The sequence below is a fragment of the Capnocytophaga sp. oral taxon 864 genome (assembly GCF_002998835.1).
In the GTDB taxonomy this organism is placed as follows: Bacteria; Bacteroidota; Bacteroidia; order Flavobacteriales; family Flavobacteriaceae; genus Capnocytophaga; species Capnocytophaga ochracea.
Window position 1 is genome coordinate 258606 of sequence record NZ_CP027232.1, and the last position, 18154, is coordinate 276759.

Genomic DNA, 18154 nt, shown 5'->3' on the forward strand with positions numbered 1-18154 from the left:
AGTTAATTGTAACTAACAGTCTGTTAGGTTTCTTATCTCAAACTTACACTAATAAAAAAACTCCAAGTAAAATCTTTTTTACTTGGAGTTTCTTGCGTTTATGAATTTATTGGAACAAAAATATTAAATGTCGATAGCTTCACCATAAGCAGCTGCTACTGCTTCTTTTACACCTTCGCTCATTGTAGGGTGTGGGTGTACCGCTTTGATGATTTCGTGTCCTGTAGTTTCCAATTTACGAGCTACTACCGCTTCAGCAATCATATCAGTAACGCCGGCGCCAATCATATGGCAACCTAACCATTCGCCATATTTAGCATCAAAGATTACTTTTATGAAGCCTTCAGTAGTACCCGCTGCATTTGCTTTTCCTGAGGCAGTGAATGGGAACTTACCTACTTTTATTTCATAGCCTTTTTCTTTAGCTTGTTTTTCGGTCAGACCTACTGAAGCAATTTCAGGAGTGCAGTAAGTACAACCAGGAATATTACCATAGTTAAGTGGTTCTACGTGCATTCCTTTAATCTTTTCAACGCAAATAATACCTTCTGCTGAAGCTACGTGTGCTAAGGCTTGACCAGGAACTACGTCACCAATAGCGTAATAACCAGGAACATTAGTTTGGTAGAACTCGTTTACTTGAATTTTATCGCGTTCAGTTTTGATACCTACCGCTTCCAAACCGATATTTTCAATATTTGTTTTGATACCTACGGCTGAAAGCAAGATATCAGATTCTAAAACTTCTTCGCCTTTGGCTGTTTTCACAAATGCTTTTACACCTTTTCCAGAAGTATCTACTTTGGTTACCTCAGCCGAAGTCATAATATTGATACCTGATTTTGTAAGGCTCTTTTCTAATTGTTTAGAGATATCCTCATCTTCCACAGGAACAATGTTAGGCATAAACTCTACGATGGTTACTTCAGTACCCATAGCGTTATAGAAGTAAGCAAACTCAATACCGATAGCCCCACTACCTACCACAATCATTTTCTTAGGTTGCTCAGGGAGCGTAAGTGCTTGGCGGTAACCGATAATTTTCTTGCCATCTTGAGGTAAAGCAGGCAACTCGCGTGAACGTGCTCCAGTAGCAATAATAATGTGGTCAGCACTGTATTCAGTTACTTTGCCATCTTTATCTTTTACGTCTACTTTCTTGCCAGCTTTTAGGGTACCATAGCCCATTATCACATCTATTTTGTTCTTTTTCATCAAGAACTGCACCCCTTTGCTCATTGTAGCAGCTACCTCGCGACTACGTTTGATAACCGCATAAAAATCTTTGTCAAAAGACTCTTTTTTTACGGTGATACCATAGTTCTCAGCGTGCTTTAGGTATTCAAACACTTGCGCTGATTTTAACAAAGCTTTCGTAGGAATACAACCCCAGTTCAAACAAATACCTCCGAGGTTTTCTTTTTCAATAACAGCGGTTTTAAACCCTAATTGAGAAGCGCGAATGGCAGTAACATACCCACCAGGACCACTTCCTAATACAATAACGTCGTATTTACTCATTTCTTTTAAAATTTATCAAGTTTGATATTAGGCTACAAAGTTACGAATAATATTTTGAATAAAAACTATTTTAATTACTTTTTTATTTATATGTAATTTTATATGTTTGAATAATAGCTATTTAAATCCTGATTGTCCGAAGTAAATCTCATTTACTTTATTGAAGTCTAAAAATCATAAAAACTCTAAAATCATTGCGTTTTTTTCAAAGTTTTATTACCTTAAAAAAGCAATTAATATTCAGTTTTCTAAGATTATAGCTTTGTCTTAGCTTCAGTTTAGCTTCGTTCATTGTTCGTCTTTTGTTCGTTCATTGTTCGTTCATTCATTCATTATTTGTCTTTTCATTATCTGCCTGTCGTGCTACGACTGCCCGTGCGGCTCGCACCGTCTTTTGTTCGTTCATTCATTATTTGTCTTTTGATTATCTGCCTGTCGTGCTACGACTGCCTGTGTGACTCACACCGTCATTTGTTTGTTCATTCTTTTCCTAAAAATTGGAGTTTTTCACCATTTGTCTAATTCAAAACGAAGAGAGCAAGAGGGTTCATAGCTATATGTTTTTAGTGAGAAGTTCTACAATCTTGTTGTTCGGGAAAAACTCTTTTAATACTACTTTCAGTACCGTATAGGCGGGAATAGCCACGACCATTCCTGTTATCCCGAAAAGCGTACCACTGATAAGGGTAATGAGGAAAATCTCTAAGGCAGTAGATTTTACTGAATTAGAGAAAATAAGCGGTTGAGAAAAGAAATTATCAATAAACTGACCTATTATAAACCCTATCAACACATAGATAGTAGTAGGCAGACTTACCGTCATAAAATCGTTTTGTAGGTTGCTACTCATTGTAAGCAAAGCCATTAGTATAAAACCTATCATCGGACCTATATAAGGAATAAGGTTCAGTAAAGCACATAAAAGGGCTATGATAAAGGCATTTTCTACTCCGAAAATAAGCAATACTATGGTGTAAATTATAAAAAGAATAGTAAGCTGTAGCATTAATCCTACAAAATAACGCGACAATAGGTTGTTTATTTTGAAAATAGAGGTTTTAAGTTTGCGTTTACGTTTGGGAGAGAAAATAGAAAGTAATGCGATAAGTATTCTGTCACCGTCTTTCATAAAGAAGAAGGTAATAAAAAGCACTGAGAAGAATCCTACTCCAAAACTACTGATAAACGAGATAAAAGAGTTTAGGAAGTTAGGAATATCGATAAAGTTCAACATCTCTTGTACTCCAAAAGAGTAATCTTCTCTCTGAAGTCCGACCTTGCTAAGAGTTTGGTGGAGGAGAGCGTCGAGGTTGTCCTTCAGCAAGTCTATATTAAGGCTTGAGAGGTTCTTGCCTTGCGAAATAAGCAAAGGGATAAACAAACTGAATACCCCAAGGCTCAATACCACGAACAATAACATTGTAAGAACCACACATAAGGTTCGGTTTTTTATCTTCAGCTTTTTGTAAAAAAACTGTATAAGAGGTTTGCCCATCAATGTCAGTACCAGCGATACAATGAGGTAAATGATAATAGATTGCAGTAAGTAAAGGGTGTAGAGCCCTAAGGCTACCAATACAATAATCCCTACGGCACGCAATATACCATTTGCTATTTCTTTTGAGTTCATAAACGGTTTTTATATTTTACAAATATCTCTTTCTTTTCTATTTCTAATTTTCTAAGTCTACTCAGTTCTAAAAAGTCTTTTTCTCTATCAATACCTACGAACTTTCGTCCTTGTAAATTAGCTGCAATACCTGTGGTTGAGCTACCTGTAAAAGGATCTAATATCCAAGCGTCAGGTTTGGTAGAAGCTAAAATAAGCCTTGTAAGTACTGACAAGGGTTTTTGAGTAGGGTGTTTGCCACACGACTTTTCCCAAGGAGCAATAGCGGGGAAACGCCATACATCTTTCATTTGCTTGTTGCCATTCAGTTCTTTCATTAGTTCGTAATTGAAGTAATGAGGCGTTTTTTCTTCTTTTCTTGCCCAAATGATTTGCTCTGTAGAATGAGTAAAGTATCTACAAGAGAAGTTAGGAGGAGGATTAGTTTTCTCCCAAGTAATAATATTAAGTATTTTAAAGCCTAATTCAGTAAGTATTTGTCCTATTGAAAAGATGTTATGCATTGTACCACTAATCCAAATAGTAGCATCTTCTTTCATCACTTCGCGTACTAAAGTAAGCCATTGTCTATTAAAATCATTTATAAAAGCTATTCCTTTTGGTTTATCCCAATCTCCTTTATTAACACTTACAATCTCACCATTATTTACAGTAAGCCCTCCGTTTGATAAAAAGTAAGGAGGGTCAGCAAAGACCATATCAAACTTACGATGAAACTGTGGTAACAGCTCCATCGTATCTCCGTGAAGGAGGTAGAAGGATTTGTCTTGAGATTTGAAATAGGGGTTAAGCATTATTCAGGAACAGGTAAGCCTAATTTTATTAATGGAATATACTCAAAGAAATAATAACAATGTACACTATGAATATAATCTAAAACATCTTTGTATTCAGACTTTCTAAACCAATCACTTAATAGATAAATATATTCTACTTCTATATTTGCTTTTGATAAAAGTTTTTGGTATTGTTTTCTTTTAAAATCACAAGTTTGCAATTTTTCATCTACTGACCCTGCTACTTGTTGAAATTTGCATTCAATTATGAATAATGTATTTGCTATGATTACAAATATACTATCATCAGGTAACAACCTCTTAGATATTAATTGTTTCCAATCAATATCTAACTCTTCAAGAAATTTATAAAAACCGTATTTTTTAAAAATTCTTCCAACAAGTTCTCCTTTGTAAAAAACATTATTTTCTTTTACTTCATAGTCATTTTGGGAGTTTAAAAATTCTGCTAAATCAGTTTTACCTTCAAAAACTAAACCTGTTTTTGTATTTCCTCCTCCTTTTCCTCCGTAAATCATATATTTAAAAAATTATTAGTATAGTTGTTAATTAATAATTCATTTAGTATCCCTCGTTTTTTAGGATTGGCATTGATATTTCTTTTGGCTAATACGCGCTTTATTGTAAAGTCTACATATAGATCATCAAAGAAATGGTTGTTTTCGTCTTTTCCCTTTACATCTGAATTGCTCAGTATCCAATAGTGATTCAAGTTATTGAGTTTATGGCAAAAATCTCTTAAGCGAATTTGTTCGTTATCGTCAAAACTATCTTTTACATAAGCATTGAAGTTTGAGGTTCCGCTCAAAGGTTTATAGGGAGGGTCGAAATAAAATAAAGTATTGCCTTTGGTATAATGAATAGTCTGCTCAAAGTCCCCACAAATAATTTCTACCTTTTGCAAAGCCTTGCTTACTGCTAAAATATTCTCTTTATCACAAATCATAGGACGCTTATAACTACCAATGGGTACATTGAACTCATTTTTGTTATTCACACGATATAAACCATTAAAACAAGTACGATTTAAGAATATAAATAATGCTGATTGCATTACTTTTTCCTCACTTCGGCTATTGAATAGGGCTCTTTTTTGGTAATAGTATGCCTTTTTAGCCTCTTGTTGCTCTTCTAGAGCGTGATATTCTATTTGCAGACTATTAAGAATAGCAATTAGCTGTTCAGGATTTTCAGCAATGGTTCTATAAGTATCTATCAATTCTTTGTTAATATCATTGATAACTGCTTTTTTCATATTAGGAAACTCACTGAGCAACCAAAATAACACAGCACCACTCCCTACAAAAGGTTCTATGTAGGTGAATTTCTCTTTAAAAACAATTTTGGGTAAGTTGTTTTTAATCTGTTCTATGAGTTGTGTTTTGCCTCCTGCCCATTTCAAAAAAGGCTTGGCAATATAATTTATATTTTCTCTCATTCCTAATATATTTAGTCATTAGTTTTTTTGACGACTAATCAACCAAAAATCTAATAATACGATTGCGGTCATAGCCTCGACGATAGGTACTGCACGAGGTACTACACAAGGGTCATGTCTGCCTTTACCTTGCATTGTTACGATGTTGCCGTGTGTGTCGAGTGCGGGTTGCTCTTGCATAAGGGTAGCTACGGGCTTAAAAGCTATTCTAAAATAAATATCCATACCGTTGCTGATACCGCCTTGTATCCCACCTGAATAGTTGGTTTGGGTAGTGCCATCAGGGTTAAAAAGGTCGTTGTGCTGGCTACCGCGCATTGCAGTACCTGCAAAACCACTGCCGTATTCAAACCCTTTTACAGCATTGATAGAGAGCATCGCTTTGCCAAGCTGTGCGTGGAGCTTATCGAATACAGGTTCACCTAAACCTACGGGTACTCCTTTTACTACACAACTTACTACCCCGCCTATGGTGTCACCCTCCTTACGAATGACTTTGATGTAGGCTTCCATTTGTTCCGCTAAGGTAGGGTCGGGACAGCGTACAGCATTAGTTTCGGCTATTGCCAAATTGAGTTCGGTATAGGGTTTAGTAAGGGTAAGCTCACCTACACTTGATACATAAGCGGTAATTTGTACACCTTTCAGTACCTGTTTTGCAATAGCTCCTGCTACTACCCGACAAGCAGTTTCACGCGCTGACGAGCGACCGCCTCCACGATAGTCACGTATACCGTATTTCTGTTGATATACATAATCGGCGTGGCTGGGGCGGTATACCTCGGCTATATGGGTATAGTCAGCCGAATGCTGGTTTTCGTTCTCAATGATAAAACCAATAGGTGTACCAGTGGTTTTGTCGTTTAAAATACCCGAAAGAAAGCGTACCTTGTCGCCCTCTTTGCGTTGCGTAACAATCGCTGATTGCCCTGGTTTTCGACGGTCAAGTTCGTGCTGTATGGCTCTAAAGTCTAAGGTTATATTAGGTGGACAGCCGTCTATAATTCCTCCTAAGGCTTCGCCGTGCGATTCGCCAAAGGTGGTGAGCCTAAAGAGTGTACCTATACTATTCCCAGCCATTATAATTCTTTCATTTTGGTTACTAAGGTCTCCATAAACTTGCTGATAGGTGTCTTTACCATCATTGCCATTACGGGGTTGAAGTTACCCTCGAAGAGAAGTTGTACCTCACTCTCATTGTTCGATACTTCGGTAATATTGGCAGTAAGCTGAAAAGGAATCTTACCTTTTGCTTCACCTAATACCAACTGACTGCTGGGGGTACTACTTTTCTTTTCTAAAGAAATTTCAGGCATTCCTTTTAGAGCAAACACAAAGGACTGCTCGCTGAGCATTTGGAACTTACTAATATTATCAGGCATCAGTCGTTCAAAATTAGCTACATTTTCTAAAAGTGCAAAGAGGTCTTTAGCACTTTTCTCTACAATTGTTTTTTTACTTTCTAAGTTCAAAATAATGATTAATGTTTAATGATAAATGGTTAATTATTTTTACTTAACTAAGACTGTTTCCCAGCCGTCGTATTCGCCGTGAGTATCGAGAGCGAGGTCTATCAAATCCCACGTATCGGGGTCGATGTTGTCTACACTATTTACTTTACTGAGGATAAGGCGGTAACCTAAATCTTCATTAGGGTCTTCACCCTCTTCGGGCTCTATTTTACCTCTGTTATATACTGAAAAACCTAAGGTTTCAGCTTTTGCAATAGCGCTATTCATATCCTTTTCAGTTTGGAAATACAACCAGTGTTCAATAGGGCGCTCTTGGTCGGTGTGGTCGCCTGCCTCTTCACAATGTTCTTGCAAATTACTATTGTGAATGCTTTGCATTTCGTAGATATTAGGAAAAAGAAATTCAAAGTAAATCTTCCAATCAGTATCGTCAGTAGTTTTGATTTGAGTGCTATAATCAGGGTGTTTGGTTACTACTGATTGCAAGCGTTTTTCTAAATCAGAAGTATTTTCGGTATAAAAATACCACGTGATAGTGCCTTGATAAGTGACGATACCCGCTAAGATATCACTTTCATTAAGTAAAGGCATTACTTCTTCATCTTCTATCGTATAGAGGAAGTCACGTTCTCGGTTATTTGAAAAACCGTTTTCATCAGGTTCTTTTAGCTCAAAAGTAAGGCGTACGCTTTGAGGGTATTGGGTGATAGGAGCAATTTCCTCTAATCCTAAATTGAGGCGGAATACAGCGGGGTTATCTTCTATGCTGCCGATATAGACAGTCCAGTTTTCTGGAATTTGAATATTTTGCATATCATTTGTTATTAAAAAATAGGATTTAAAGGCTCTTTACAATCTTCTGTCCCATCTATTCTTATCAAAGTTGTGCTTTTTCCAGTACAACATAATTAGGAAGCCTATGAGAGCCCCTCCTACGTGTGCAAAGTGGGCGATATTACCACCGAAAATAGTAATTCCTCCTACAAATCCCATTATTAAGTCTAAGGCTACAAGTAAAGGGATAAAATAACGAGCCGCTATAGGGTAGGGGATAAAGAACAACATCAGTTTGGCATCGGGGAAGAACATTCCAAAAGCTACTAATATACCATAAATAGCACCTGAAGCGCCTACGGTAGTAGATCTAAGTACATCATACATACTTTGGAAGGTGCTGTGATTGATGATATTGCCCCAATTAGGATTGTATTTTCCTTCTGCAATAATTTCTAAAACTTCATTAGCAGGCACACCAGCTTCCGCTAAAGCATTGACAGCTTGATGTACATAGTAGTAATTTACTCCCGTATGAAGCAAAGCCGCTCCTACGCCACAAGAGAAATAGAAGAATAGAAACTTATTGCGCCCCCATATATTTTCTAAAGGTGTGCCGAATGCCCATAAGGCGTACATATTAAAGAGCAGGTGTGTAAAATCAGCGTGCATAAACATATAGCTGATATATTGCCACCAGTGAAAAGAAGGAGTTTCAAAATGGTGTAAGGCAAAAGTGCCGACTATATTTATTTGAGGTAAAAATAGTCCTTTTTCATTCAATGCGGTAAGTATTAATACTATCGTATTGATAATAATCAGATGTAGTACTGTTTTAGATATTCTGTCCATTTTAGTCTTTAGTTATTAGTTGTTAGAGATTGGTTAATTAGCAATGTTCATAATGCTTATATTGCCTATCCAACTCGCATTTAAAATAGGTTTTCTATTTCATTTACTGAAAGGTTGTAATAAATTCGCTTTCCAAAAGGCGAAATTAATACTTCTTGACAACTAAACAAATTATTTATCAAAGTTTCTTGTTCTTCCTCACTGAGTACTTGTCCGGTTTTTACAGCTAAGCTCTTGCATAAAGCTTTAGCAAAGGCTTCTTTCTGAGTGTTTTCGGTAGAGGGTAATGCCTCGATATGCTGTTGCAAGAGTTCATTGAAAATATTAGGAATCTCACTATCGGTAAGGTGCAGAGGAATCCCACTTACTACAATCTTGTCGGTTTCTATGGTAAACATAAAGCCACTGCACTCAAAGAGCTCGCGCAGTTGTGCAATCACTTCCAATTCGTGTGGTGCAAAAGGTAGTTCGTAGGGGAACATCAGTTGCTGACTTGCACTATGTGTGGATTGCAGATGCTTCATAAAATCTTCGTACAAGATGCGTTGGTGCGCCCTGTTGATATTGATGATGATAAGCCCTCCTTCCAAAGTAGTTATGAGGTATTTCTTTGCCAAAGCAATAATTTTCTTACCTTGGCTTCGTGTAGGTTCGGTTTCAAAGAGAGAACTCACGATAGTTTCAGGGTTTGAAGTATTAATAGAAGATTCAATGCCCGTGTACAAACTCTCCCACGTAGGTGCTTTTTTGCTGTAAGAGCCAAAATTACTATGGCTATCACTTCCACTGCTTCGGCTTACATATTCTTCTTTAAATGGGTTGAAATTGGGGTCTACTTCTATCTTAGGAAACTCTGGGGTTTTATCCTTGTAGTTATAAGGAATATCGAAAGTAGGGTCTTTACTAAAATCGAGCGTAGGAGCAATATTAAACTGACCTAAACTGTGTTTTACTGCCGACTTCAGTAAGGCATAAATACTATGCTCTTCTTCAAACTTAATTTCGGTTTTCGTAGGGTGAATATTGATGTCGATAGTTGTGGGGTCTACTTCCAAACTGATGAAATACTCCGCCTTCTGGTCGGTGTGGATAAGACCTTCGTAAGCCGAAGCAATTGCGTGGTTGAGGTATTGATTTTTTACAAACCTATGATTGACCATCAAAAACTGCAAGTTTTTAGTCTTTGCTAAATATTCAGGTTTTACGATAAATCCGCTGATTTGCACCAAAGGTGTGTCTTCGGCGATGATAGGCACTAACTTTTCATTGGTTTTGCTTCCAAAAAGATGTACAATGCGTTGGCGGAAATTGGTAGCTGGTAGGTTGAACAGCTCGTTGCCATTGTTGTACAAAAAGAAATGAATTGCAGGGTGTGCCAAGGCAACACGGTGAAACTCATCGAGTATATGACGGAATTCCACCGTGTCTGATTTTAGAAAGTTGCGACGCGCTGGAATGTTGAAAAAGAGGTTCTTCATCGCAATACTCGTACCAGTAGGGCATACGCAGGGCTCTTGGCGCGTAATCTTACTGCCTTCGATGTGTATTTCGGTACCCAACTCGTCCTCTGGGCGCTTGGTTTGCATCTCTACGTGCGCAATTGCCACTATGGAGGCAAGGGCTTCCCCGCGGAAACCTTTAGTTTGCAAATGGAAAAGATCTTCTGCTTTTTGTATTTTGGAGGTGGCGTGACGCTCGAAAGCCATACGCGCATCGGTAGTACTCATTCCCACACCGTTGTCAATCACCTGCACGAGGGTCTTGCCTGCGTCTTTGATGAGCAGTTTTATTTCGGTAGCACCGGCATCAATAGCATTCTCCATCAGCTCTTTGACTGCTGAGGCGGGACGCTGAATCACTTCGCCAGCGGCTATCTGGTTGGCTACGTGATCGGGGAGTAATTTTATAATATCTGACATTCTATCTATTTAGGTAAAAGGTAAAAGATAAAAGGTAAAAAGTGCGAGGTCGTAGCACGACGGGCAGTGTGAGCCACACAGGCAGGTGCGAGCCACGCGGACAGTCGTAGCACGACAGGCAGATAATGAAAAGACGAACAATGAACGAACAAAAGACGAACAATGAACGAACAATGAACGAACAAAAGACGAACAAAAGACGAACAATGAACGAACAATGAACGAACAAAAGACGAACAAAAGACGAACAATGAACGAACAATGAACGAACAAAAGACGAACAAAAGACGAACAAAAGACGAACAAAAGACGAACAAAAGACGAACAAAAGACGAACAAAAGACGAACAAAAGACGAACAAAAGACGGTGCGAGCCGCACGGGCAAATGAACGAATGACGAACGATGAACGAACAATAAGCGTATGAAAACCGAAGGAATCTTCTATTTTAGTTGAAAAAAAGAGCTACTTTTTATGCTGTAAAACAGAAAATTTTGTTTTTCACACTTCACGCATCGGTATTTAGTTTTACTTCTTATCTGGTACAAAATTTGTGCAAATATAAAAAAAGTATTACTTTTGTGGAAAATTATTTTCAATATGAAACACTTGTTTATCTCTATATTCATAGCTATCAGCTTGTTATCTTGTGCTAAAGAACCTGTTACTAATGGCAATGAGGTGTCTTTTACGGGCTCTGACTATACCGGTAACGATACCGATTTGCGCGTACGCGATTTTATTTGGAAGGGACTTAACACGTATTATTTGTGGCAAGCCGATGTACCTAATTTGCAAAATAACCGTTTTGGTAGTTTGGCTGATACCAAAGCTGATAAAAATAAGAGTTATACTCAATTCTTAAAGAGTTTTAGCAATCCTAAAGTCCTTTTCTATAAAGGGTTACTTAATAGATATGAAGAAATAGACCGCTTTAGCTATATCACCGATAATTACACCGATCTCGAAAACCAATTCAAGGGTATTACTGCCAGTGTGGGTATAAACTACGCTTTTAGTTTTGTAGACGAAACAAAAACTAGAGTTTATGCTGTAGTGCGTTATGTAGTGCCTAAATCGGAGGCAGAACAACAAGGTTTACAACGTGGAGATGTGATATTGAGTATCAATGGGCAACAACTTACGCGTTCTAATGCTAAACAACTGTTGCAAAATACGGCTGTTATTTCGTTTTCAACCTTTAGAATTGTGAATGGCAAAGCAACTTCTACAGGGAAAACCTATACTTTAAATCAAAACCAAACCCCTGAAAACCCTGTACTTATTCATAAAGTATTCAACAAGGGAGGTAAAAAAATAGCTTACCTGATCTACAATGCTTTTGTATCTGATTTTGATGAGACACTGAACGATGCCTTTGCGGAGTTTAAAGCAGAGGGGGTTACTGACTTAATACTCGATTTGCGCTACAATGGAGGAGGAAGTGTCGATTCGGCTACTTACTTAGCATCGATGATTACAGGTCAGTTTAACGGTCAGGTGTTTGCGGTAGAAAAATGGAATAGCAAGTTGCAACCTTTTAGAGGGAATGAAAGAGAGTATTTTACGTCTAATATGGTAAAAGGCAGTCGGCAGGTGGCTATCAATAGTCTGCGACTTAACAAAGTGTATGTAATTACTTCGGACGGGACAGCTTCAGCCAGTGAATTGGTTATCAATGGTCTTAAAGCCTACATAGATGTAGTGCAGATAGGTGAAACCACAATGGGTAAGAACCAAGGCTCGGTGACTGTTTACGACTTTACCGATAAGCAACGAAAAGTTAAAAACCCTAAGCACAAATGGGCGATGCAACCCTTGGTAATGAAGATAGAAAACGCCAAAGGCATAGGCGATTACGTAAATGGCTTAGAACCTAATATCCAGATTAGTGAGATTGTAAATGATTTAGGGGTATTAGGCGACGAAACTGAACCTCTTTTGGCTCGCACTTTACAAGAAATTACAGGGAATGTTGCCGGAAGAGCTTCGCGATCAGCGTCGAAAGAAACTTTTTACTTTGAGAAGCTCGGTACTTCTACCTCTGGCTATTTTGGCTTGAATGAAATGTACAAATGAATCGATTTTACGAACTAACCATATCTAAAATCACACAACTTACTACTTCATCGGTAATGATTACCTTTGAAGTACCTGAGTTATTGAAGAAAGTATTTCACTTTGAAGCTGGCGAATACCTTACTCTCCAACAAACGATTGGTGGAGAAAAGGTGCGTCGTGCTTATTCTATTTGCTCTGGAGTGAACGAAAGTGAACTAAGCGTAGCCGTAAAGCGCGTGCCTAATGGTGTGTTCTCTACCTATGCGACGACCCAACTCAAAGCAGGTGATGTATTAGAAGTGATGCCGCCTAAGGGTTCTTTCGTATTCTTCTACGACATCTTTGGCAATCGCGATATTATGCTCTTCTCGGCAGGAAGTGGCGTAACCCCTATGATGAGCATTGCTAAAACAGCCTTGTCAAAAACGAATATCAAGGTAGTATTCGTCTATGGTAATAAATCTAAAGAGGAAGCTTTGTTTTTTGATGAAATAGAAGCCCTCTGCATTCAGTATCCCGAACGCTTTTTTGTCCACTACGCTTTCAGTCAGCAGCCTTGGGGCGACCACTATACGGGGCGCATCAACGATAGGATAGTAAGCGAGATTTTTGCCAAATACAAAGATCTTAACTGGGGGCGTTACTATGCTTGTGGTCCTACGGAATTGGTGAAAAACCTCCGTGAGATACTCTTGTTAAGAGGGATAGATAAAGACCGCATTTTTACAGAGCTTTTTGAGGCATCGCCAGCTGAGATAGATTACAGCACCCTACAAGGCAATGTTGCCATTACTCTTGAACTTAACGGACAGACGCACTGCTTTGAGAGTGCGCGCAACCAAACCCTTCTCAGTTCGGCACTCTTACGTGGCTACGATGCACCTTACTCTTGCTTGAACGGCGTGTGTAGTAGCTGTATCGGTAGGGTAGAGGAGGGAGAAGCCAAAATGGCGAAGAATGAAACCCTCAGCGAAGAAGAAGTATCGCAAGGCTATATTCTCACTTGCCAAGCTTATGCGATGACCGATACAATAAAGGTTCGCTTTTAGTACAATGTTAATTAATTACTCATTTTAGTTTTGAAGTTGTTATTCTTTAAAGAAAGAATCTACGAACTCATATTTGTTAAAAATTTGTAAGTCGTCTATACCTTCTCCTACTCCTATGTATTTTACAGGAATCTGAAATTGGTCAGAGATGCCTATTACCACACCCCCCTTGGCGGTACCGTCTAATTTAGTAACAGCCAAAGCGGTTACTTCAGTAGCTTTGGTAAATTCTTTAGCTTGCTCAAAGGCATTTTGTCCAGTAGAACCATCGAGTACTAACAGCACTTCGTGAGGAGCATCAGGAATTACTTTTTGCATCACGCGCTTGATTTTAGAAAGCTCGTTCATTAGATTGATTTTGTTGTGCAAGCGTCCTGCTGTATCAATAATTACTACATCAGCATTTTGTTTTACCGCCGAACTAAGGGTATCATAGGCTACCGAAGCAGGATCGCTACCTAACTGCTGTTTAATCATTGGCACTCCGGTACGGTCTGCCCACACTTGTAGCTGGTCAATCGCAGCGGCGCGGAAAGTATCAGCAGCACCTAATACTACTTTCAAACCTTTTTTAGTAAACTGACTTGCTAGCTTGCCGATAGTAGTGGTCTTTCCAGCTCCGTTCACCCCTACTACCATCATCACATAAGGTTTTTTGTCAGTAGGTAAAGTAAAGTCTGTTGCTTCTCCTGTATGAGTTTCTGATAGAAGTCCTGCTATTTCTTCACGAAGGATAGTATTCAGTTCAGAAGTATTTAAGTACTTATCTTTAGCCACACGAGCCTCTATACGGTCAATGATTTTAAGAGTAGTGTTCACCCCTACGTCACTGGCAATAAGCACTTCTTCAAGGTCATCGAGCACCTCTTCATCTACTTTCGATTTCCCAACGAGAGCTTTTCCTAAGCGGTCAAAGAAGCTGTTTTTAGATTTCTCCAAGCCTTTATCTAAGGTTTCTTTCTTTTCTTTTGAAAAGATATTTTTCAGAAATTGCAATGCCATAGCTTATTGTATATTTTAGGATATGAGTGCAAAGGTAGTAAAAAAGTTTATATATGCAAAAAAAGCCGTCTCACGACAGCTTTTTTAAATATGATAAAAATAGAGAAAATTTAATTATTTCTTCTTCAAAAATTCATCAACGAGCTCAGGAGCCATTACGCTTTCTACGAAAGTATAAGCACCTGTTTTAGGTGATTTCACCATTTTGATAGCTTTAGTATGCTTCTTAGATTTACCTTGTAGGGTTGCTACTGTTTTCTTTGCCATAATGTTTTAATTATTTAATTTCTTTATGAACAGTTACTTTCTTTAGGATAGGGTTGAACTTTTTTAGCTCTAATCTATCTGGAGTATTTTTTTTGTTTTTGGTAGTGATGTAACGTGAAGTTCCTGGTAAACCAGACTCTTTGTGCTCAGTGCACTCCAAAATAACCTGAATTCTATTACCTTTTTTAGCCATTTTAGTATTCTTTTAAATTAGTTAATATATCCGTTACGTTCTACTTCTTTAAGCACTGCATAGATACCTTTCTTGTCGATAGTTTTAATTGCAGTTGCCGATACTTTTAGGGTAATCCAACGATTCTCTTCAGGAATGAAGAAACGTTTTGTACGGAGGTTTACATTGAATTTACGTTTTGTTTTGTTCATTGCGTGTGACACGTTATTGCCCACCAATGCTTTTTGCCTGTTAAGTCACAAACTCTTGCCATTTTTTTCTCTATTTATTAATGTGTTATTTATATTCAGGGCGCAAAGGTATAACTATTTTTTGAAACGACAAAACTTTTTTCTCTTTTTCAGATTATTTTTGTGTATACTAATTTATTATATACTGTATTCCAGTCGTTTAATTAATTTGAAATTATTATTTAAATATCTGAAAACTACTGCTTTTTGCACATAAAACAACCCCATATTCATATACCTTTCGCCGTTGCAGTATAAATTCTACTAATAACCTTCTTCTTATTTCCACCTTAGCTTTATCTTTTCTTCGTTCATTGTTCGTCATTTGTTCGTCATTTGTTCGTTCATTGTTTGTCATTTGTTCGTCTTTTCTATAAGCTCTCTATAAGCTTCTCCCAAATTAATCATTAATCATTAACCATTAACCATTAAATAAGGCTTTCATCTACATTATTTTATTCTTCCGCCCCCATTTGCTAATTCTCAAATTTGCCATTTTGCTAATTATTTGTACTTTTGTGCCCTATAATCATTTAAACAACAGTATATTCAATGAAAATAAACGATTTACTAAACATAGCAAATACTTACGGTAGCCCTGTATATGTATATGATGCCCAGAAGATTGCTTCTCAATATAACCGACTTACCAATGCCTTTGCCTCAGTACCCAAGTTACGCATCAACTATGCAATGAAAGCTCTTTCTAATATCTCTATCTTGAAATTGATGAAGGACTTGGGAGCTGGTCTCGATACCGTTTCTATTCAGGAAGTACAGTTGGGATTGCTGGCAGGTTTTAATCCTCAGCAAATTATTTTTACGCCTAATGGTGTCTCAATGGACGAAATTGAGGAGGCTATGCGCTTAGGAGTACAGCTCAACATCGATAATCTTTCGTTCTTGGAACAGTTTGGCACACAACACCCTGAGATACCCGTGTGTATTCGTATCAATCCACACGTGATGGCAGGCGGTAATAGCAATATTTCGGTAGGACATATCGATAGTAAGTTTGGTATTAGCATTCACCAAATACCGCATATCTTGCGCATCGTCCAGAATACAAAGATGCACATCAACGGTATTCATATGCACACAGGTAGTGATATTTTAGATATTGATGTGTTCCTATATGCTGCCGAAATACTCTTTGAAACCGCTAAACACTTTAAGGATTTACAATTTATCGACTTTGGTAGTGGCTTTAAAGTGCCTTATAAAGAGGGAGATATACAAACCAATATAGAAGAGTTGGGCGAACGTCTCAGCAGTCGCTTTGCTGATTTCTGCAAGGAGTACGGTCGCAACCTTACACTAGCTTTCGAACCTGGTAAGTTTTTGGTAAGTGAAGCAGGCTACTTTTTAGTAAAGGTGAATGTAGTAAAGCAAACCACTTCTACGGTATTTGCAGGCATCGACTCTGGTTTTAATCATCTTATCCGACCAATGCTCTACGGGGCTAATCATTATATCGAAAACATTTCTAACCCCGAAGGTAAGAAGCGTTTCTATTCAGTAGTCGGGTATATATGCGAGACCGATACCTTTGCCTCTAACCGACAAATAGCTGAGATTACTGAGGGTGATATATTGTGTTTTCACAATGCAGGTGCCTATTGCTACACTATGGCAAGCAACTACAATTCACGCTTGCGTCCAGCAGAAGTATTGTGGCAGAATGGGGAAGCTAAACTTATCAGAAAGGCAGAAACCTTCGAAGACTTACTAAGAGGACAGATATATTAACAATAAAAAAGGCCGTCCGAAAAGTCTTAAAAATCGCATTTGCGTCGCTACACTTTGCCAAAGTTTCAGATTTTGGCAAAGTTCATACTTCTTCTATTGCCTGTGCGGCTCGCACTGTGGCTCGCACTATAAAAACCGGTTGTGCCAGCTGTCTTCCAAAGGCACTTCCCAATTCTCTTCGTATTCTATTTTAGTATTCACCAAATTGTTGAACACTATAGTTTGTGCCGATACTGCTTTTTCTTTTACCATCTTCTTAAAATCGGCAAGGTTTTTATAGGCGATGTGTTCACCTTGACGATAACTCACATTCATACGGTCAAGCAATGTAACGTTGTATTGGGCTTCAAGCTCTTGAATAAAGTGCGCTAAAGCATCAAGAGAACAGCCTCCTACACCGTGGGCATCGGGTAATGCTCCTATAACTATAAATCGGTTATAGCGCAATTCAAATGATGATAGCAAATCCTTGCCGTGCACCATCCAGTGATTTATAAATTCTTCTAATTGTGTATGCAGTTGCTTTTGCTCATCTTCTGTAAAGCTACGGTTGCATTGGTATACCCACACACGCGCATCATCGGGGAGTTCTTTAAAATCTCTATACACTTATCTAATGATTAATCGTTAATAATTAATTCACAGTTTGCCCCTCTCCTTCGAAGAGGAGAACGGGGTGAGGACTTACCTCTTCATCAGCCTATCCAAGTTTCTCTTGTTATCACGGTCTTTAATAGTTTCGCGTTTATCATACAATTTCTTACCGCGTACTAAGGCTATATCCATTTTAGCCAATCCTTTTTCGTTAATAAAGAGTTTGAGAGGTACAATAGTAAGCCCGCTATTTTTCACTTCTTTATTGAGTTTGCGAAGTTCTTTTTTCTGCAAAAGCAGTTTGCGTTCGCTTTTTGGGCGGTGGTTGTAATAGGTGCCAAAGTCATATGCTTCAATGGTAGAGTTGATTACGAAAAGCTCTCCTTTATCGTTAAACTCGCAAAAACTCTCAGCTATCGAGGCTTTTCCCATTCGTATAGACTTTATCTCGGTACCCACGAGCACAATCCCCGCCGTGTATTTGTCGAGGATTTCATATTCAAATTTTGCCCGTTTGTTGAGTATTTGTACTGTTTTCTGAATCATAGCACAAAAGTAGTAAATTTGTCACATATAGCAAGCCTTTTTTAAGTTTTTTTTGTACTT

The 18154-nt window shown here is 38.1% G+C and carries 20 protein-coding genes and 1 pseudogene; 4 read left to right on the forward strand and 17 right to left on the reverse strand.

All coding sequences use genetic code 11. From position 1 onward, the window contains the following. Positions 1–123 precede the first annotated feature (123 nt). The 10 genes from lpdA to mutL all read right to left on the reverse strand — a co-directional run bounded on the left by lpdA (position 124) and on the right by mutL (position 10403). Positions 124–1521 carry a dihydrolipoyl dehydrogenase gene (lpdA, locus tag C3V44_RS01190; RefSeq protein ID WP_106095241.1) on the reverse strand — a complete coding sequence of 466 codons (1398 nt, stop codon included), beginning with the start codon at positions 1519–1521 and terminating at the stop codon, positions 124–126. 553 nt (positions 1522–2074) lie between these two features. Beyond that, complete coding sequence (locus tag C3V44_RS01195) at positions 2075–3151, reverse strand: AI-2E family transporter (RefSeq protein ID WP_009417865.1); 1077 nt, start codon at positions 3149–3151, stop codon at positions 2075–2077. Then, on the reverse strand, positions 3148–3945 hold the full coding sequence (locus C3V44_RS01200) for a site-specific DNA-methyltransferase (RefSeq protein ID WP_106095242.1): 798 nt from the start codon (positions 3943–3945) through the stop codon (positions 3148–3150). The genes C3V44_RS01195 and C3V44_RS01200 overlap by 4 nt, the downstream gene beginning before the upstream one ends. Continuing rightward, positions 3945–4466 (reverse strand): PD-(D/E)XK nuclease superfamily protein, encoded by a 522-nt coding sequence (locus tag C3V44_RS01205; RefSeq protein ID WP_106095243.1) that lies wholly within the window; start codon positions 4464–4466, stop codon positions 3945–3947. Before C3V44_RS01205 ends, C3V44_RS01200 begins: the two co-directional genes overlap by 1 nt. After that, a complete protein-coding gene (locus C3V44_RS01210; RefSeq protein WP_106095244.1) occupies positions 4463–5386 on the reverse strand; it encodes a DNA adenine methylase in 924 nt (307 codons plus the stop codon). Before C3V44_RS01210 ends, C3V44_RS01205 begins: the two co-directional genes overlap by 4 nt. Before the next feature lie 18 nt (positions 5387–5404). After that, positions 5405–6466 (reverse strand): chorismate synthase, encoded by a 1062-nt coding sequence (gene aroC / locus C3V44_RS01215; RefSeq protein WP_106095245.1) that lies wholly within the window; start codon positions 6464–6466, stop codon positions 5405–5407. Further along, positions 6466–6858 carry a hypothetical protein gene (locus tag C3V44_RS01220; RefSeq protein WP_002672562.1) on the reverse strand — a complete coding sequence of 131 codons (393 nt, stop codon included), beginning with the start codon at positions 6856–6858 and terminating at the stop codon, positions 6466–6468. Before C3V44_RS01220 ends, aroC begins: the two co-directional genes overlap by 1 nt. A 39-nt stretch (positions 6859–6897) precedes the next feature. Then, positions 6898–7671 carry a DUF695 domain-containing protein gene (locus C3V44_RS01225; protein ID WP_106095246.1) on the reverse strand — a complete coding sequence of 258 codons (774 nt, stop codon included), beginning with the start codon at positions 7669–7671 and terminating at the stop codon, positions 6898–6900. Positions 7672–7707: 36 nt separating this feature from the next. Next, entirely contained in the window at positions 7708–8484 is a 777-nt protein-coding gene (locus C3V44_RS01230) for a rhomboid family intramembrane serine protease (protein ID WP_015783103.1), read from the reverse strand. A gap of 80 nt (positions 8485–8564) precedes the next feature. Then, positions 8565–10403 (reverse strand): DNA mismatch repair endonuclease MutL, encoded by a 1839-nt coding sequence (mutL, locus tag C3V44_RS01235; RefSeq protein WP_106095247.1) that lies wholly within the window; start codon positions 10401–10403, stop codon positions 8565–8567. Positions 10404–10664: 261 nt separating this feature from the next. Between mutL and C3V44_RS12475 the strand changes: the two genes are divergently transcribed. From C3V44_RS12475 to C3V44_RS01255, 3 genes are all read left to right on the forward strand, one after another. Then, entirely contained in the window at positions 10665–10793 is a 129-nt protein-coding gene (locus C3V44_RS12475) for a hypothetical protein (protein ID WP_256387418.1), read from the forward strand. 210 nt (positions 10794–11003) lie between these two features. Then, positions 11004–12482 (forward strand): S41 family peptidase, encoded by a 1479-nt coding sequence (locus C3V44_RS01250; protein WP_106095249.1) that lies wholly within the window; start codon positions 11004–11006, stop codon positions 12480–12482. Continuing rightward, complete coding sequence (locus tag C3V44_RS01255; RefSeq protein ID WP_106095250.1) at positions 12479–13513, forward strand: ferredoxin--NADP reductase; 1035 nt, start codon at positions 12479–12481, stop codon at positions 13511–13513. The genes C3V44_RS01250 and C3V44_RS01255 overlap by 4 nt, the downstream gene beginning before the upstream one ends. Before the next feature lie 39 nt (positions 13514–13552). Here C3V44_RS01255 and ftsY read toward each other — a convergent pair whose 3' ends face one another. The 5 genes and pseudogenes from ftsY to C3V44_RS11940 all read right to left on the reverse strand — a co-directional run bounded on the left by ftsY (position 13553) and on the right by C3V44_RS11940 (position 15563). After that, on the reverse strand, positions 13553–14515 hold the full coding sequence (gene ftsY / locus C3V44_RS01260) for a signal recognition particle-docking protein FtsY (RefSeq protein ID WP_009417856.1): 963 nt from the start codon (positions 14513–14515) through the stop codon (positions 13553–13555). Between the two features lie 114 nt (positions 14516–14629). Then, entirely contained in the window at positions 14630–14782 is a 153-nt protein-coding gene (locus tag C3V44_RS01265) for a DUF4295 domain-containing protein (protein ID WP_002672546.1), read from the reverse strand. A 10-nt stretch (positions 14783–14792) separates the two neighbouring features. Further along, positions 14793–14975 (reverse strand): 50S ribosomal protein L33, encoded by a 183-nt coding sequence (rpmG, locus tag C3V44_RS01270; protein ID WP_002672545.1) that lies wholly within the window; start codon positions 14973–14975, stop codon positions 14793–14795. A 17-nt stretch (positions 14976–14992) separates the two neighbouring features. Further along, a pseudogene (gene rpmB / locus C3V44_RS01275) lies at positions 14993–15228 on the reverse strand (50S ribosomal protein L28). 155 nt (positions 15229–15383) lie between these two features. Next, positions 15384–15563, reverse strand: coding sequence for a hypothetical protein (locus tag C3V44_RS11940; RefSeq protein ID WP_129588179.1), 180 nt, complete (start codon positions 15561–15563; stop codon positions 15384–15386). Between the two features lie 194 nt (positions 15564–15757). On the opposite strand from C3V44_RS11940, the gene lysA reads away from it, so the two are divergent. Continuing rightward, a complete protein-coding gene (gene lysA / locus C3V44_RS01280; protein ID WP_106095251.1) occupies positions 15758–16954 on the forward strand; it encodes a diaminopimelate decarboxylase in 1197 nt (398 codons plus the stop codon). Positions 16955–17080: 126 nt separating this feature from the next. On the opposite strand, the gene C3V44_RS01285 is transcribed toward lysA, so the two are convergent. Further along, entirely contained in the window at positions 17081–17563 is a 483-nt protein-coding gene (locus C3V44_RS01285) for a hypothetical protein (RefSeq protein WP_009421343.1), read from the reverse strand. 75 nt (positions 17564–17638) lie between these two features. Then, positions 17639–18094, reverse strand: a complete 456-nt coding sequence (gene smpB / locus C3V44_RS01290; RefSeq protein ID WP_106095252.1) for an SsrA-binding protein SmpB — start codon at positions 18092–18094, stop codon at positions 17639–17641. Positions 18095–18154: the final 60 nt, after the last annotated feature.

What these genes read in the sequence shown, in the direction of transcription:
- lpdA (WP_106095241.1), bottom strand. Translation starts at nt 1,521, where the DNA reads ATGAGTAAATACGACGTTATTGTATTAGGAAGTGGTCCTGGTGGGTAT.
- C3V44_RS01195 (WP_009417865.1), bottom strand. Translation starts at nt 3,151, where the DNA reads ATGAACTCAAAAGAAATAGCAAATGGTATATTGCGTGCCGTAGGGATT.
- C3V44_RS01200 (WP_106095242.1), bottom strand. Translation starts at nt 3,945, where the DNA reads ATGCTTAACCCCTATTTCAAATCTCAAGACAAATCCTTCTACCTCCTT.
- C3V44_RS01205 (WP_106095243.1), bottom strand. Translation starts at nt 4,466, where the DNA reads ATGATTTACGGAGGAAAAGGAGGAGGAAATACAAAAACAGGTTTAGTT.
- C3V44_RS01210 (WP_106095244.1), bottom strand. Translation starts at nt 5,386, where the DNA reads ATGAGAGAAAATATAAATTATATTGCCAAGCCTTTTTTGAAATGGGCA.
- aroC (WP_106095245.1), bottom strand. Translation starts at nt 6,466, where the DNA reads ATGGCTGGGAATAGTATAGGTACACTCTTTAGGCTCACCACCTTTGGC.
- C3V44_RS01225 (WP_106095246.1), bottom strand. Translation starts at nt 7,671, where the DNA reads ATGCAAAATATTCAAATTCCAGAAAACTGGACTGTCTATATCGGCAGC.
- C3V44_RS01230 (WP_015783103.1), bottom strand. Translation starts at nt 8,484, where the DNA reads ATGGACAGAATATCTAAAACAGTACTACATCTGATTATTATCAATACG.
- mutL (WP_106095247.1), bottom strand. Translation starts at nt 10,403, where the DNA reads ATGTCAGATATTATAAAATTACTCCCCGATCACGTAGCCAACCAGATA.
- C3V44_RS12475 (WP_256387418.1), top strand. Translation starts at nt 10,665, where the DNA reads ATGAACGAACAAAAGACGAACAAAAGACGAACAAAAGACGAACAAAAG.
- C3V44_RS01250 (WP_106095249.1), top strand. Translation starts at nt 11,004, where the DNA reads ATGAAACACTTGTTTATCTCTATATTCATAGCTATCAGCTTGTTATCT.
- C3V44_RS01255 (WP_106095250.1), top strand. Translation starts at nt 12,479, where the DNA reads ATGAATCGATTTTACGAACTAACCATATCTAAAATCACACAACTTACT.
- ftsY (WP_009417856.1), bottom strand. Translation starts at nt 14,515, where the DNA reads ATGGCATTGCAATTTCTGAAAAATATCTTTTCAAAAGAAAAGAAAGAA.
- C3V44_RS01265 (WP_002672546.1), bottom strand. Translation starts at nt 14,782, where the DNA reads ATGGCAAAGAAAACAGTAGCAACCCTACAAGGTAAATCTAAGAAGCAT.
- rpmG (WP_002672545.1), bottom strand. Translation starts at nt 14,975, where the DNA reads ATGGCTAAAAAAGGTAATAGAATTCAGGTTATTTTGGAGTGCACTGAG.
- C3V44_RS11940 (WP_129588179.1), bottom strand. Translation starts at nt 15,563, where the DNA reads ATGACAAACAATGAACGAACAAATGACGAACAAATGACGAACAATGAA.
- lysA (WP_106095251.1), top strand. Translation starts at nt 15,758, where the DNA reads ATGAAAATAAACGATTTACTAAACATAGCAAATACTTACGGTAGCCCT.
- smpB (WP_106095252.1), bottom strand. Translation starts at nt 18,094, where the DNA reads ATGATTCAGAAAACAGTACAAATACTCAACAAACGGGCAAAATTTGAA.